14 protein-coding genes are annotated in these 15,368 nt (G+C 68.6%); 7 read left to right on the plus strand and 7 right to left on the minus strand.

Going from position 1 to position 15,368, the window contains the following annotated elements:
- Positions 1 to 28: 28 nt before the first annotated feature.
- The 7 genes from MELE44368_RS09190 to MELE44368_RS09220 form a co-directional block, all read right to left on the minus strand.
- The gene (locus MELE44368_RS09190) at positions 29 to 790 is read right to left on the minus strand and encodes an SDR family oxidoreductase (RefSeq protein WP_128108219.1); all 762 of its coding nucleotides are present in this window, start codon (positions 788 to 790) and stop codon (positions 29 to 31) included.
- On the minus strand, positions 790 to 1,557 hold the full coding sequence (locus MELE44368_RS09195; protein WP_128108220.1) for an enoyl-CoA hydratase family protein: 768 nt from the start codon (positions 1,555 to 1,557) through the stop codon (positions 790 to 792). Before MELE44368_RS09195 ends, MELE44368_RS09190 begins: the two co-directional genes overlap by 1 nt.
- On the minus strand, positions 1,557 to 2,717 hold the full coding sequence (locus MELE44368_RS09200; RefSeq protein WP_128108221.1) for an acyl-CoA dehydrogenase family protein: 1,161 nt from the start codon (positions 2,715 to 2,717) through the stop codon (positions 1,557 to 1,559). Before MELE44368_RS09200 ends, MELE44368_RS09195 begins: the two co-directional genes overlap by 1 nt.
- Positions 2,714 to 4,651: an ATP-binding protein gene (locus MELE44368_RS09205; RefSeq protein ID WP_128108222.1), complete on the minus strand. Its 1,938-nt coding sequence runs from the start codon at positions 4,649 to 4,651 to the stop codon at positions 2,714 to 2,716. Before MELE44368_RS09205 ends, MELE44368_RS09200 begins: the two co-directional genes overlap by 4 nt.
- 99 nt (positions 4,652 to 4,750) lie before the next feature.
- Positions 4,751 to 6,346: an acyl-CoA carboxylase subunit beta gene (locus MELE44368_RS09210; RefSeq protein ID WP_128108223.1), complete on the minus strand. Its 1,596-nt coding sequence runs from the start codon at positions 6,344 to 6,346 to the stop codon at positions 4,751 to 4,753.
- A complete protein-coding gene (locus tag MELE44368_RS09215; RefSeq protein ID WP_128108224.1) occupies positions 6,343 to 7,491 on the minus strand; it encodes an acyl-CoA dehydrogenase family protein in 1,149 nt (382 codons plus the stop codon). The genes MELE44368_RS09210 and MELE44368_RS09215 overlap by 4 nt, the downstream gene beginning before the upstream one ends.
- Positions 7,488 to 9,209 (minus strand): acyclic terpene utilization AtuA family protein, encoded by a 1,722-nt coding sequence (locus MELE44368_RS09220; protein ID WP_046749895.1) that lies wholly within the window; start codon positions 9,207 to 9,209, stop codon positions 7,488 to 7,490. Before MELE44368_RS09220 ends, MELE44368_RS09215 begins: the two co-directional genes overlap by 4 nt.
- Before the next feature lie 198 nt (positions 9,210 to 9,407).
- On the opposite strand from MELE44368_RS09220, the gene rpmF reads away from it, so the two are divergent.
- The 7 genes from rpmF to MELE44368_RS09250 all read left to right on the plus strand — a co-directional run bounded on the left by rpmF (position 9,408) and on the right by MELE44368_RS09250 (position 15,286).
- Positions 9,408 to 9,581 carry a 50S ribosomal protein L32 gene (gene rpmF / locus MELE44368_RS09225; protein ID WP_046749894.1) on the plus strand — a complete coding sequence of 58 codons (174 nt, stop codon included), beginning with the start codon at positions 9,408 to 9,410 and terminating at the stop codon, positions 9,579 to 9,581.
- A gap of 54 nt (positions 9,582 to 9,635) precedes the next feature.
- Positions 9,636 to 10,322, plus strand: a complete 687-nt coding sequence (locus MELE44368_RS09230) for a response regulator transcription factor (RefSeq protein ID WP_046750049.1) — start codon at positions 9,636 to 9,638, stop codon at positions 10,320 to 10,322.
- Positions 10,322 to 11,770 (plus strand): HAMP domain-containing sensor histidine kinase, encoded by a 1,449-nt coding sequence (locus tag MELE44368_RS09235; protein ID WP_046749893.1) that lies wholly within the window; start codon positions 10,322 to 10,324, stop codon positions 11,768 to 11,770. Before MELE44368_RS09230 ends, MELE44368_RS09235 begins: the two co-directional genes overlap by 1 nt.
- 190 nt (positions 11,771 to 11,960) lie before the next feature.
- Positions 11,961 to 13,301 carry a S1C family serine protease gene (locus MELE44368_RS09240; protein WP_046749892.1) on the plus strand — a complete coding sequence of 447 codons (1,341 nt, stop codon included), beginning with the start codon at positions 11,961 to 11,963 and terminating at the stop codon, positions 13,299 to 13,301.
- A 35-nt stretch (positions 13,302 to 13,336) separates the two neighbouring features.
- Positions 13,337 to 13,882: a MogA/MoaB family molybdenum cofactor biosynthesis protein gene (locus MELE44368_RS09245; protein ID WP_407662023.1), complete on the plus strand. Its 546-nt coding sequence runs from the start codon at positions 13,337 to 13,339 to the stop codon at positions 13,880 to 13,882.
- 58 nt (positions 13,883 to 13,940) lie between these two features.
- Positions 13,941 to 14,099 (plus strand): hypothetical protein, encoded by a 159-nt coding sequence (locus tag MELE44368_RS26580; RefSeq protein ID WP_157861345.1) that lies wholly within the window; start codon positions 13,941 to 13,943, stop codon positions 14,097 to 14,099.
- A gap of 386 nt (positions 14,100 to 14,485) precedes the next feature.
- Positions 14,486 to 15,286, plus strand: coding sequence for a porin MspA (locus tag MELE44368_RS09250; RefSeq protein ID WP_128108225.1), 801 nt, complete (start codon positions 14,486 to 14,488; stop codon positions 15,284 to 15,286).
- Positions 15,287 to 15,368: the final 82 nt, after the last annotated feature.

Below are 15,368 nucleotides of genomic sequence, written 5' to 3' on the forward strand. Positions count from 1 at the left end.
CTTGGCGAAGCCTGTAGATGGCCAAACTTTATGTCTTCCTCGCCAGGTAATCGGCGAAGCCGACGGTGCCGACCGCGTTCTCGGGGACCAGGTTCGCCCCCGAACGGAAACCGCCGACGATGCGGCCCGGCACTGGTAGCGCGACCGCTTTGCGACGGCTGCCGCGCGCCGCCAGATACATCCGCGCCAGTTCGGCATGGGTGTGCACGGCGGGGCCGCCGATGTCCGGCGCCCGCCCGACGGGCTCGGCGTCAGCCAACTCGACGAGACGGCCGGCGACGTCGTGGGTGTCGATGGGCTGGAACCGCACTCCGCGCAAGGCGCACAGCACGGGGGAGAACCGCTGGATGGAGAAGGAGGTGTAGATCAGGTCGTGAAACTGTGTGGCGCGCAGCACAGTGTGGCCGATGCCCGACGCCTCCAACAGTTGTTCGACCCGCAGCTTCGTGCGGTAGTAGGGCAGCGGGATGCGGTCGATGCCGACGATCGACACGTGCACGATGTGGCCGACCCCGGCCCGGCGCGCGGCCGCGATCAGGTTGCCCATCGACGTGACGTCCTTGCCGCCGGTGGGCTGCGTCGCGCAGTTCACCACCACGTCGACCCCGTCCAGCGCCGCGTCCAGGCCCGTACCGGCGAGCAGGTCACCGCGCGCCCAGTGCACGCCGGTGTAGCCCATGCGGTTCTTCCTGCTCAGCGCCCGGACCCGGTGACCGGCTCCGACGGCTTCGGGGACCACGCAATGACCCAGCGTGCCGGTGGCTCCGGTGACGAGAACGCTGCGGCCCATCAGCCCACCCAGCGGGGCGGCCGCTTCTGCAGGAACGCCATCATGCCTTCGCGGGCCTCCTCGGAGACGAACAGCTCGGCGGACTGCCTGGTCAGTTCTTCGGCGTGGCGGTCGAAGGCATCCAGTATGCGCGCCGTGGTCAAGGCCTTGGAAGCCGCGAGCCCCTGTGGTGAGCCCTTGCCGATCGCCGCGGCCAGGTCGGCGACGGTGGCGTCGACGTCGTCGGCGGCGACGGTGACCAGCCCGATCTCGGCGGCCAGCTGGGCGCCGAACTTCTCACCGGTCAGGAAGTACCTGCCGGCTGACCGCGGGGTCATCTTGGGGAGCAGGGTCAGCGAGATGATCGATGGCGCGACGCCGATGCGGGCCTCGGTCAGCGCGAACGTGCTCGCCGGCCCGGCCACCGCGATGTCGCAGGCGCCGACCAACCCCAGCCCGCCCGCGCGCACGTGCCCGTCGACCGCGGCGATGACGGGCATCGGCAGCTCGAGGATGCGGCGCAGCAGCCGGGTCATCTCGCGAGCGCGGTCGACGGCGACGTCGCTTGGGTCCCGTCCCGCCGCCTCGCCCAGATCGGCTCCCGCGCAAAAGGTTCCGCCGGTGTGGTCGAGGACGACAAGCCGCGTCCCCGGCTCGGCGACAGCGCTGGTGAAGCCCTGGTGCAGCTGGTTGACCAGCTCGGTGGACAGCGCGTTGCGGTGCTCCGGTGAGTCAAGCGTGAGCCGGGCGACCGGGCCGTCGACACGGTAACGGACCAGGACACTCATCAGTACGACCTCGGCAGGCCCAGCGAGGTCTGCGCGACGAAGTTCAGCACCATCTCCCTGCTGACCGGGGCGATGCGCGCCAACTTCGACGCGGTCACCGCCGCGGCGATCCCGTACTCCTTCGTCAATCCGTTGCCGCCCAACGACTGCACGGCCTGATCGACCGCGCGCACCGACGCCTCGCCTGCGGCGTACTTGGCCATGTTGGCGGCCTCGGCGGCGCCGGCATCGTCGCCGCTGTCGTACAGTGCGGCGGCCTTCTGCATCATCAACTTGGCCAACTCGATCTCGATATGGTTCTGCGCCAACGGATGTGACAGCCCCTGGTGCGCGCCGATCGGCGTCTTCCACACCTGCCGGGTCTTGACGTAGTCGACGGCCTTGGTGATCGCGAAGCGGCCCATTCCGACCGCGCTGGCGGCGCCCATGATCCGCTCGGGATTCAGGCCCGCGAACAGCTGCGCGATCGCGGCGTCCTCGGAGCCCACCAGCGCATCGGAGGGGAGGCGGACATCGTCGAGGAACACCTGGAACTGGCTTTCGGGGCTGATCAACTCCATCTCGATCTTGGTCCAGCTCAACCCCTTCGCATCGGTCGGCACGATGAACAGCGCGGGCTTGAGGTTGCCGGTCTTGTGGTCCTCGGTGCGGCCCACGATCAGCACCGCTTGGGCCTGATCGATACCGGAGATGAACACCTTCTGTCCCGACAGGATCCAGTCCGAGCCGTCGCGACGGGCGGTGGTGGTGATGCGGTGGCTGTTGGATCCGGCGTCGGGTTCGGTGATCGCGAACGCCATCGTGATCGAGCCGTCGGCGATTCCGGGCAGCCATCGCTTCTTCTGGTCGTCGGTGCCGAACTTGGCGATGATCGTGCCGTTGATGGCCGGCGACACCACCATCATCAGCAGCGCCGATCCGGCGGCGGCCATTTCCTCCATCACCAGCGACAGCTCGTACATGCCCGCGCCGCCGCCACCGTACTCCGTGGGCAGGTTGACCCCGATGAAGCCGAGTTTGCCTGCCTCCTGCCATAGTTCGGTGGTGTGCTGGCCGGCGCGGGCCTTCTCCAGGTAGTAGTCCTGGCCGTAGTTCGCGGCCATCGCGGCGACGGCCTTGCGTAGCTCCTGCTGTTCTTCGGTCTCGATGAAACTGCTCATCGGGGCTCTCCTTCTTCGGAATCGACGCGGGCAAGGACGGTGCCGACGTCGACCTGTTGACCCGGTTCGACGTTGAGTTCGGCGAGGACGCCATCGGCAGGTGTGGTGACGGTGTGCTCCATCTTCATCGCCTCCAGCCACACCAGCGGTTGTCCGGCGCTCACCCGGTCGCCCACCGCGGCACCGATGCGCAGCACCGAACCCGGCATGGGGGCCAACAGCGAGCCCTGCGCGACTGCCGCATCCGGGTCCGGAAAGCGGGACAGCGCAACGAGTTGCACCGATCCCAGCGGTGAGTCGACGAACACGTCGTCGCGGTAGCGGGCCACATCGAACGGGCGGTCCACGCCGTCCACACGCAGCACCACACGCTCCGGTGTGTGTGACACCAGGTCCACGCCGGCCACGTCGGGCAGTTCCGCCCCGGTGCGGGTGAATCGGTAACGCACCTGGTGCTCGCCGCCCGAGACGTCGCCGTAGCGTTTGGTCTGGAAGCCGGAGGCCAGGTTGCGCCAGCCGCTGGGCGCGGCGGCGAACACCGTTGCGTCCGCGCGGTTTCGGGCGGCATCGGCGAACGCGGCGGCGACGGTGCTCAACGTGACGGTCCGTTCGTCGCTCAACGGCGCCGACAATGCGGCCAGGCCGTGGGTGTCGAAGAATGCCGTGTCGGTGGCGCCGTCCAGAAACGCCGGATGCCGCAGCACGTTGACGAGCAGGTCGCGGTTGGTGCGCACGCCGTGGATGCGGGCGCGGGTCAGCGCGTCGGCGAGCACCCCCGCGGCTTGGCGGCGCGTCGACGCATGTGAGACGACCTTGGCGAGCATCGGGTCGTAGTGGATGGAAACCGTTGAGCCGTCGATGATCCCGGAGTCCACCCGGACGTGGCCGGGGATCTCGAACCGGTGCACGATGCCGGCCTGAGGCTGCCAATCCCTGGCCGGGTCCTCGGCATAGACGCGGGCCTCGATCGAGTACCCGTGAGAGGGCGGCGGATCCGAGTCCAGGCGGCCCCCGTCGGCGACCAGTAGTTGCAGCTCGACGAGGTCGAGGCCGGTGGTGAGCTCGGTGACCGGGTGCTCGACCTGCAGCCGGGTGTTCATCTCGAGAAAGAAGAAGTCCCCCGAGGCGTCGGCCATGAACTCGACGGTCCCCGCCCCGGTGTAGTCGATCGCCTGTGCGGCCAGCCGCGCGGCCTCGAACAGCCTGGCGCGCATCCCGGGGACGCGCTCGACGAGCGGCGACGGCGCTTCCTCGATGATCTTCTGGTGGCGGCGCTGGATCGAGCATTCGCGTTCCCCGACCGCCCACACGGTGCCGTGGCCGTCGGCGAGCACCTGGACCTCGACGTGGTGGCCGGTGGCCAGGTAACGCTCGCAGAACACCGTCGGATCACCGAAGGCGGACTGGGCTTCCCGGCGGGCCGCCTCGACCTGGCCGGCCAACTCGGCCAGTTCGCGCACGACCCGCATCCCGCGGCCCCCGCCGCCCGCGGAGGCCTTGATCAGCACCGGCAGGTCCTCGGCTGTCACCGTGTCGGGATCCAACTCCTCGAGCACCGGCACACCCGCGGCCGCCATCAGTTTCTTCGCCTCGATCTTCGAGCCCATGGCGGCCACTGCGGCGACCGGCGGGCCGATCCACGTCAGCCCCGCCTCCTGGACCTCGGCCGCGAATTCGGCGTTCTCCGAGAGGAACCCGTATCCGGGATGGACGGCGTCGGCGCCCGCGGCCCGCGCGGCGGCGATCACCTGGGCGGCATCGAGGTATCCGCGGGTGCCCTCCAGCCGAACCCGGGCGTCGGCCTCGGCCACGTGCGGGGACCCTGCGTCGGCATCGGTGTAGACGGCGACGGTGCCGATGCCCAGCCGGCGGCAGGTGGCGAACACCCGTCGCGCGATCTCGCCGCGGTTGGCGACCAGCACCCGGGTGATCATGCGCGCCCCCCACGGCGCCGAGCGTGCGCTCGTGTCCGAAAAACACACCGAAACTCGAGCACAAGCGCACGCTCGCGGGCAGGCCTGATCATGAGTGCCTCACATCCGGAAGACGCCGAAGTTCGACGTCCCCTTGATCGGGCCATTGGCGATGGCGGACAGACACATTCCCAACACGGTGCGGGTATCGCGCGGATCGATCACCCCGTCGTCATAGAGGCGGCCGCTCAAGAACATCGGCAGCGACTCGGCCTCGATCTGAGCCTCTACCGCGGCGCGGAGGGCGGCGTCGGCGTCCTCGTCGAACTGCTGGCCGCGGGCTTCGGCGGCGGCCCGGCTGACGATGGAGAGCACACCGGCCAACTGCGTTCCGCCCATCACCGCCGACTTCGCGCTGGGCCAGGCGAACAGGAACCGCGGATCGTAGGCGCGTCCGCACATGCCATAGTGGCCCGCACCGTACGAGGCGCCGATCAGCAGGGAGATGTGCGGGACGGTGGAGTTGGAGACGGCGTTAATCATCATCGACCCGTGCTTGATCATCCCGCCTTCCTCGTAGGCCTTGCCGACCATGTATCCGGTGGTGTTGTGCAGGAACAACAGTGGCGTGTCGGCGCGGTTGGCCAGCTGGATGAACTGGGTGGCCTTCTGGGACTCCTCGGAGAACAGCACGCCGCGGTGATTGGCCAGGATGCCGACCGGATATCCGTGCAGCGTCGCCCATCCGGTCACCAGCGATGACCCGTAGAGCGCCTTGAACTCGTCGAACTCGGAGCCGTCGACGATGCGGGCGATCACCTCGCGCGGGTCGAACGGCACCCGCAGATCAGCGGGCACGATGCCGAGGAGTTCCTCGGTGTCGAACAGCGGCTCGGTGACCGGGCGAGGGGTCGGGCCGTGCTTGCGCCAGTTCAGCCGCGCCACGATGCGCCGGCCGATCCGGATCGCATCCGGCTCGTCGACGGCGAAGTAGTCGGCCAGACCCGATGTGCGGGCGTGCATCTCGGCGCCGCCGAGCGATTCGTCGTCGGATTCCTCACCGGTGGCCATCTTCACCAGCGGCGGTCCGGCTAGGAACACCTTCGAGCGTTCCTTGATCATCACGACGTGGTCGGACATCCCGGGAATGTAGGCGCCGCCCGCGGTCGAGTTGCCGAAGACCAGCGCGATCGTCGGGGTTCCGGCCGCGGAGAGCCGGGTGAGGTCGCGGAACATCTGCCCGCCGGGGATGAAGATCTCCTTCTGCGTGGGCAGGTCGGCCCCGCCGGACTCCACCAGCGAGATCAGCGGCAACCGGTTCTCCAGGGCAATCTGGTTGGCCCGCAACACCTTCTTCAAGGTCCACGGGTTGCTGGTGCCGCCCTTGACGGTCGGGTCGTTGGCCACCAGCATGCACTCGACGCCGCTCACCGCGCCGATCCCGGTGACAACGCTGGCGCCGACCGTGAAGTCGCTGCCGTAGGCGGCCAGCGGGCTCAGCTCCAGAAACGGGGAGTCCGGGTCGACGAGCAGTTCGATGCGTTCGCGCGCGGTGAGCTTGCCGCGGTCGTGGTGCCGCGCGACGTACTTCTCGCCGCCGCCGGCGAGCGCCTTGGCGTGCTCGGCGTCCAGCTCGGCCAGCTTGGCGGTCATCGCCTCCGCCGCCTCGCTGTAGGCGGGGGAGCTCGGGTCCAGGGTGGAGCGCAGCGCCGTCATGATTGGAATCCCAACGTCTTGGCGGCCAGCGCGGTGAGGATCTCGGTGGTGCCGCCGCCGATGCCCAGGATCCGCATGTCGCGGTACTGCCGTTCGATTTCGGACTCGGCCATGTAGCCCATGCCGCCGAACAACTGCACCGCCTGGTTGGCCACCCATTCACCGGCCTCCACCGCGGTGTTCTTCGCGAAGCAGACCGCCGCGATCAGGTTGGGGTCGCCCGCCAGCTGCCGTTCGACCACGTGATGGGTGTACACGCGTGCCACGTCGATGCGACGGGCCATCTCCGCCAACGTGTTCTGCACCTGCTGACGCGAGATCAGCGGCCTGCCGAAGGTCTCCCGGTCGCGACACCACGCAACGGTCAGATCAAGACAGCGCTGGGCGCTGGCGTAGGCCTGCGCGGCCAGCCCGACGCGTTCGGCGACGAACGCTCCGGCGATCTGGAGGAACCCGGAGTTCTCCGCACCGATCAGGTTGGCGGCCGGAACCCGCACATCGGTGTAGGACAACTCGGCGGTGTCGGAGGACCGCCAGCCCATCTTGTCGAGCTTGCGAGTGACCGCGAAGCCGGGTGTGTTCTTGTCGACCACGATCAACGAAATCCCGGCCGCGCCAGGCCCACCGGTGCGTACCGCGGTGACGACGTAATCGGCCCGCACCCCGGAGGTGATGTAGGTCTTGGCGCCGTTGACGAGGTAGTCGTCGCCGTCACGTTCCGCGCGGGTGGTCAGATGGCCGACGTCGGAGCCGCCGCCGGGTTCGGTGATCGCGAGGCTGCCGATCAGCTCGCCGCGCAGCGTGGGCCGCACATAGGTGTCGATCAGCCGTCGGTCGCCGGATGCGATCATGTGCGGCACCGAGATACCGCAGGTGAACAGCGACGCGAACACTCCGCCGGGACACCCCGCCTGGTGCATCTCCTCGCAGATGATCACCGCGTCCGCACCGTCGCCGCCGCCCCCGCCGACCGACTCGGGAAACCCCGCGCCGAGCAACCCGGCCTCGCCGGCCTTGCGGTGCAGTTCGCGAGGCAGCTCGCCGCTGCGCTCCCACTCGTCGACGTGCGGCAAGATCTCCCGTTCGGCGAACGCGCGCACCGTCTTTCGCAGTTGTTCGCGTTCGGGGGTGTGCCAGATGCTCAATCCAACAACTCCTCGGGTATCTCGATGTGCCTGCTGCGCAGCCACTCGCCGAGCGCTTTGGCCTGCGGGTCGAACCTGGCCTGGTACGCCACGCCCTCGCCGAGGACGTCCTCGATGACGAAGTTGACCGCCCGCAGGTTGGGCAGCACGTGCCTGGTGACCGGCAAATCCGCTGTCTCCGGCAGTAATTCGCGCAGCTTGTCCACGGTCAGTGCGTGGACCAGCCAGCGCCACTGCGGGTCGGTCCGCACCCACACTCCTACGTTCGCGCTGCCGCCCTTGTCGCCGCTGCGAGCGCCGGCGATCGTGCCGAGCGGCACCCGTCGGGTCTCCCCGAACGGCAGTGGCTCCGGCAACGCGAACGGAGGGACCGGCGTGAGCTCCAAGGTCTGTGTGGCGGGCGCGATGTCGACGCGGGTGCCGTCGGCGTGCACGGCGACGTGTGGCACGTCGCCGGCCGCGACGAACGCCGGCCGGAACACTCCGTAGACCTGACCGTCGCCCGGCGGGCTGGTGGCATGAAAGCCCGGGTAGCTCGACAACGCGAGTTCCACTGCGGCAGAGGAGAACTTGCGCCCAACGTTGGCTGGGTCCGGGTCGCGTACCACGCACCGCAGCAGCGCGCTGGCGGTTTCCTCGGTGTCGGCATCCACATGGTCGGTGCGCGCCAGCGTCCACTCCATCTGCGCGGGTCTGACCGTGATGCTGCTCTCCAGCTGCCTGCGCACCAGCTCGGCCTTGGCTTCGATGTCCAGCCCGGTGAGCACCAACGTCATCTCGTTGCGGAACCCGCCGATGCTGTTGAGCGACACCTTCAGGGTCGGCGGTGGCGGCTCGCCGCGCACCCCGCTGATCCGCACCCGGTCCGGGCCGTCGGGGCACAGCTCGATGGTGTCGACCCGCAGCGTCGCATCCGGGTTGGCGTACCGCGCGCCGGTGATCTCGTAGAGCAGTTGCGCCGTGACGGTGTCGACGGTGACCGCGCCTCCGGTGCCGGGGTGCTTGGTGATGACCGATGACCCGTCGGGGTGGATCTCGGCCAGCGGAAACCCGGGACGGATCAACGCCGTGAGGTCCGGGAAGTCTCGCGCGAAGAACGCGTAGTTGCCGCCGGTGGCCTGCGCGCCGCATTCGATGACATGGCCGGCGGCGATCGCACCGGCCAGCCGGTGATAGTCGGTGCGCTGCCATCCGTGGTGCGCGGCGGCCGGCCCGACGATCACCGACGCGTCGGTCACCCGGCCGGTGACCACGACGTCGGCGCCGGCGTTCAGGCACTCGGCGATGCCCCACGCGCCGAGGTAGGCGTTGGCGGCCAACACCGGGCCGAAGCCGAGCTCGTCGGCCCTGGGCAGCAGGTCGTCGCCCTCGACGTGGGCCACGTTCACCGTCAACCCCAGCCGTTGGGCCAGCCCGCGCACCGCGTCCGCCAGGCCCGCGGGGTTGAGCCCGCCCGCGTTCGCGACGATGCGCACACCGCGGTCCAGCGCCAGACCCAGACACTCCTCGAGCTGCTTGAGGAAGGTTTTGGCATAGCCGCGCTCGGGCGCCTTCGCGCGGTCGCGGGCCAGGATCAACATGGTCAGCTCGGCCAGATAGTCGCCGGTGAGGTAGTCCAGATCGCCGCCGGTCAGCATCTCCTGCATTGCCGACAGCCGATCGCCGTAGAACCCCGAGCAGTTGCCGATGCGGACCGGACCAGTCACCAGGCCTCCCATCGCGTCACCGGCGTGCCGTGCCGACCAACCGGTAGGTTAGCGATTACCAGCGGTATCGCGTCAAGGCACTCCCGCAATTTTGGAGGCTACGCAGCGTGGAGGCTATCCTGAAGGACAATTGTCGGCGCTGGACACCTCCCGCGGCGCAAGTTGGACTTCCGGCTCGGCCGGTGACCCCCTCACGAGGAGACTTCGATCATGGCTGTGCCCAAGCGCAGAGTGTCGCGCGCGAACACCCGTAGCCGTCGCGCCCAGTGGAAGGCCAAGCGTCCTGAGCTGGTCAGCGTCACCGTCTCGGGCCGCGAGCACAAGGTGCCGCGGCGGCTGCTCAAGGCTGCCCGCCTCGGCCTGATCGACCTCGACCGCCGCTAGTTGGCCCGGCGCGCCTCTCAGGTCTCTCTCAGATAGGGAGATGACACTGTGGCTGTGCGCATATTAGTCGTCGACGACGATCGCGCGGTGCGCGAATCCCTGCGCCGCTCGCTGTCGTTCAACGGATATTCGGTCGAACTCGCCCAGGACGGTGTCGAGGCTCTCGACGTGATCGCCAGCGACCGGCCCGATGCCCTGGTGCTCGACGTGATGATGCCTCGGCTGGACGGCCTGGAGGTGTGCCGGCGGCTGCGCAGCACCGGCGACGACCTGCCGATCCTGGTGTTGACCGCGCGCGACTCTGTCTCGGAACGGGTGGCCGGGCTGGACGCCGGCGCCGACGACTACCTGCCCAAGCCGTTCGCCCTCGAGGAGTTGCTGGCCCGCATGCGCGCGCTGCTGCGGCGCACCACCTCCGACGACGGCGAAGAGTCGCCCGCGTTGACCTTCTCGGATCTGACGCTGGATCCGGTCACTCGCGAGGTCACCCGCGGCCAGCGCCAGATCAGCCTGACGCGCACCGAGTTCGCGTTGCTCGAGATGTTCATCGCGAACCCGCGGCGCGTGCTGACCCGCAGCCGCATCCTCGAGGAAGTGTGGGGCTTCGACTTCCCGACGTCCGGCAACGCACTGGAGGTGTACGTCGGATATCTCCGCCGAAAGACAGAGGCCGAAGGAGAGCCGCGACTGATCCACACCGTTCGAGGGGTGGGTTATGTGCTGCGCGAGACCCCGCCCTGATGACCGGCCCGAGTTACGGATTCCGGCCACAGCCCGATCCCTCACTGGCGGTGCCGACCACCAAGTCCGTCTCACTGCGCTGGCGGGTGATGTTGCTCGCCATGTCGATGGTCGCGATGGTCGTGGTGTTGATGGCCGTCGCGGTGTGGGCGGTGGTGTCGCGGGCGCTCTACGACGACGTGGACAACCAGTTGCGCAGCCGGGCCCAGCTGCTGATCGAAAGCGGGTCGCTGCAGGTCGACCCGAGCAAGGCGATCGAGGGCACCGCCTACTCCGACGTCAACGCCATGCTCGTGATCCCGGGCCGGGCGATCTACACGGCGAACCAACAGGGTGAGACCCTGCCGATGGGTGAGCCCGAGAAGGCGGTGCTGCGGGGCGAGCTGATCATGTCGCTGCGGACCGCCAACCATCAGCGGGTGCTGGCGATGCGCTTGTCCAACGACAGCTCGCTGCTGATCTCCAAGAGCATGGCCCCGACCACCCAGGTGCTCAAACGGCTGGGCACCGTGTTGTCGATCGTGGGTGGGATCGGTGTGGCGGTGGCCGCCATGGCAGGCGGCGCGGTCGCCCGCGCGGGTCTGCGCCCGGTCGCGCGGTTGACCGAAGCGGCCGAACGGGTGGCCCGCACCGACGACCTGCGGCCGATCCCCGTCGTCGGTAGTGATGAACTCGCAAGGCTCACAGAGGCTTTCAACATGATGCTGCGGGCGCTTGCGGAGTCGCGGGAACGGCAGGCTCGGTTGGTCACCGACGCCGGTCACGAACTGCGCACGCCGTTGACGTCGCTGCGCACCAACGTCGAGCTTCTGATGGCGTCGATGGCGCCGGGCGCGCCGCGGCTACCTGATGAGGAGATGGCCGGTCTGCGCGCCGACGTGATCGCCCAGATCCAGGAATTGTCAACGCTGGTCGGCGATCTGGTGGATCTGACCCGGGACGACGCGGGTGTGGTCATTCACGAGCCGGTCGACATGGCCGAGGTGATCGACCGTTCGCTCGAGCGGGTTCGGCGCCGCCGCAATGACATTGATTTCGACGTGCAGGTGGCGCCGTGGCAGGTCTACGGGGACGGCGCCGGCCTGGGCCGTGCCGTGCTCAACCTTCTGGACAACGCCGCGAAGTGGAGCCCGCCCGGCGGACGGGTCGTGATCCGGATGACCCAGGTCGATCCGTTGCACGCCGAGCTGGTGGTGTGCGACGAGGGCCCGGGGATACCGCCGCAGGAACGGCAATTGGTGTTCGAGCGGTTCTTCCGGTCCGCGTCGGCCCGCGCGATGCCGGGCTCCGGGCTCGGGCTGGCGATCGTCAAGCAGATCGTCGTCAAGCACGGCGGCACGCTGTGGGTGGAGGACGCCGTGCCCGGCGGACAGCCGCCGGGCACCGCGATGCACGTGGTGTTGCCCGGACGGCCGATGCCTGCCGACGACACCGACACGCCGCGCTGACGTCGACGTGGCCCGGCGCGCCGTCGCCGATGATTAGTGGGCGCGTTACCGGGCAAACACAACTCAGAGCATGTCCCGAAAATTCTCTAAGTGGATTCTCAGCCCACTTGGGCACATTGGGCGTCGCTCGACCGTTGACCTGATGACCGCACGCACGCCGCCGTAACAGAAAGAAGAGCACCACAGCGCCATGACAAACCACCCGAGGTATTCGTCGCCGCCACCGCCGGCGGGTCGTCGGCCCGGCGGCCATCACAACGGGGGACCCGGTTACCCCGGTGCTCAGCGGCCCGGCCCCTATCAGCAGCCGTACGACTGGCGCTATGCGACACAGCAGCAACAGCAGCAGTCGGCGGCGTTTCGTGCGCCCTATGACCCGTACCGGCCGATGGCCGGCGGGCCGTCCGGGCCGCCCCCTGAAAAGCGTTCGCGGGCAGGGGTGTTGACAGTAGGAGCCGTCGCGGTGGCGATGGTCTCTGCCGGCATCGGCGGTGGCGTCGCGATGCTGGCCCAGCCGGATCGGCCCGCGGCGACGTCCTCGGTCACCGGCGCCGCGCCCACCGTGCCCGCCGCCAGCCTGCCCGCCGGTTCCGTCGAGCAGGTCGCGGCGAAGGTGGTGCCCAGCGTCGTCAAGCTCGAGGTCAATCTCGGCCGCCAGTCCGAGGAGGGCTCCGGGATCATCCTTTCGCCGGACGGGTTGATCCTGACCAACAACCACGTCATCTCGGCCGCGGCAGGGCCCGCGCCCCGCGGCGGGCCGGCCGATGCCGAGACCAAGGTGACGTTCTCCGACGGCCACACCACCTCGTTCAGCGTGGTCGGCACCGATCCGAGCAGCGATATCGCCGTCGTGCGTGCCGAGGGCGTGTCCGGGCTGACGCCCATCACGATCGGATCCTCGGCCGACCTGCGGGTGGGCCAGGACGTCGTGGCGATCGGCTCACCGCTCGGCCTGGAGGGCACGGTCACGACCGGCATCATCAGCGCGCTCAACCGGCCCGTCGCGGCCGGCGGTGACGCGCGCAACCAGAACACCGTCCTCGACGCGATTCAGACCGACGCGGCGATCAACCCGGGCAACTCCGGTGGCGCTCTGGTCAACATGAACGGCGAGCTGGTCGGGGTGAACTCCGCCATCGCCACGCTCGGCGGCGACGCGGGCCCGCAGGCCGCCGGCGGATCGATCGGGCTCGGGTTCGCGATCCCGGTGGACCAGGCCAAGCGCATCGCCGACGAGTTGATCAAGAGCGGCTCGGCCTCGCATGCCTCGCTGGGGGTGCAGGTCACCAGCGACGCGTCCATCGACGGCGCGCGGATCGTGGAAGTCACCCGGGACGGCGCCGCCGCCGCGGCCGGGCTGCCGAGCGGAGTGGTGGTCACCAAGGTCGACGGCCGGGTCATCAACAGCGCCGACGCGCTGGTGGCCGCGGTCCGATCGAAGGCGCCGGGTGATGAGGTGACGCTGACGTATCTGGACGCCTCAGGCAAACCGCAGTCGGTGCAGGTCACGCTCGGCAGGGCGCAACAGTGACCGCCACGACGAGGACCGGGCCCCGCGGGACCACGCTGACAGTGGCCGCGCCGATGTCGCTGTCCGCATATACGGTTGCACTCATGGAACAACCGGGCGAGTTGGTGGGCCGAGCACTGGTCGTCGTCGTCGACGACCGCACCGCACACGGCGACGAAGAGGACCACAGCGGTCCGCTGGTGACCGAGTTGCTCGGCGAGGCCGGCTTCGTGGTCGACGGCGTGGTCGTGGTGTCCGCCGACGAGGTCGAGATCCGCAACGCGTTGAACACGGCGGTGATCGGCGGAGTCGACCTGGTGGTTTCGGTCGGCGGAACCGGGGTCACGCCGCGTGACGTCACGCCCGAGGCGACCAGGGAGATCCTCGACCGCGAGCTCCTCGGCATCTCCGAAGCGCTGCGCGCCTCGGGCTTGTCGGCCGGCATCGTGGACGCCGGCGTTTCCCGCGGGCTCGCGGGAGTCTCGGGCAGCACGCTGGTGGTCAACATCGCCGGCTCCCGCGCCGCGGTGCGCGACGGGATGGCGACGTTGGGCCCGCTGGCGACACAGATCATCGGACAGCTCTCCAGCCTGGAGATTTGACGTATTCGTCAGCCGCCGACCGATCAAATGTGATCTTCATCACAACAAAGGATCCGTGATGGGAGACGCGCCCAAGCCGTCGCGCGAGGAGCTCGACAGGGTCTTCGGTGATCCCCTGCCATCCAAAGAAGGCGACGAGGACGACACTTCCCGGCGCGGCCAGGACGGCGCCCACGAGCGGTGGTTACGCGACAACGTGCCGCCCCACCACGAATGATCAGCGATCCCCGAACCGCTCGACGGCCGGCGACCCGAGGTCGCGGCGGCGGGGACCTGCCCACGGGGTACGGCCGGATCGAGCCATGCAAGCCCCTATGCTGGGCACGCGCTCCAGTGGCGACTCGGCGGCGCGCAGGTGGGGTAAACGGGGAGGTCAGTAACAATCGGCAGGCTGCGGGCGATCACTCGTTGCCGGGGTTATTGACCGACCGTTATGTTCCTCCTGTCAAAGGTTGAGCAAAACGTAAGTACCGCGTGTGGGGTTTCTCATTCGCATCACATGGGGCTGCTGAGTCGTGTGTGGTGTAAGCGGTACGGCCAGGCACGAACGGGACAACGCACGCTGGGCCAGTCGGGCATGGCGTCGACATAGCTAGGGAGATCATGAAGGCAATCAGTCGGGTGCTGATCGCGTTGGTTGCGGCCGTCGCGTCTCTGTTCGTGAGCACAGGCACCTCTCACGCGGGCCTGGACAATGAGCTGAGCCTGGTTGATGGTCAGGATCGGACGCTGACGATTCAGCAGTGGGATACCTTCCTCAACGGTGTGTTTCCGTTGGACCGCAACCGGCTTACCCGTGAATGGTTTCACTCCGGTCGGGCCAAGTACCTCGTGACCGGCCCCAACGCCAATAAGTTCGAGGGCACGTTGGAGTTGGGTTATCAGATCGGCTTTCCGTGGTCGTTAGGGGTGGGCATCAACTTCAGCTACACCACGCCGAACGTGTTGTTCGACCAGGCGCCGTTGGTGCTGGGTCCGCTCGACGCCCTCGGGTACGGCTTCCTGACCACGCCGAACCTGTTCCCGGGTGCTTCGATCAGCGCCGATCTGGGTAACGGTCCGGGTATTCAGGAGGTCGCGACGTTCTCGGTGGACGTCAAGGGGCTCGACCAGGCGCCGTTGGTGTTGGGTCCGCTCGACGCCCTAGGGTACGGCTTCCTGACCACGCCGAACCTGTTCCCGGGTGCTTCGATCAGCGCCGATCTGGGTAACGGTCCGGGTATTCAGGAGGTCGCGACGTTCTCGGTGGACGTCAAGGGGCCGGAGGGCGGTGTGGCGGTGTCCAACGCTCACGGCACGGTGACCGGTGCGGCCGGTGGCGTGTTGTTGCGTCCGTTCGCCCGGCTGATCTCCTCGGCGGGGGACAGTGTCACCACCTACGGTGAGCCCTGGAACATGAACTGACGCAAGCGAAGAATCTCCCAGGCAACGGCCCCCGGAACACTCCGGGGGCCGTTTTTCGTCGGTTTCGTCAATATGTCGCCGG

Source organism: Mycolicibacterium elephantis DSM 44368, from assembly GCF_004014805.1.
Lineage (GTDB): Bacteria > Actinomycetota > Actinomycetes > Mycobacteriales > Mycobacteriaceae > Mycobacterium > Mycobacterium elephantis.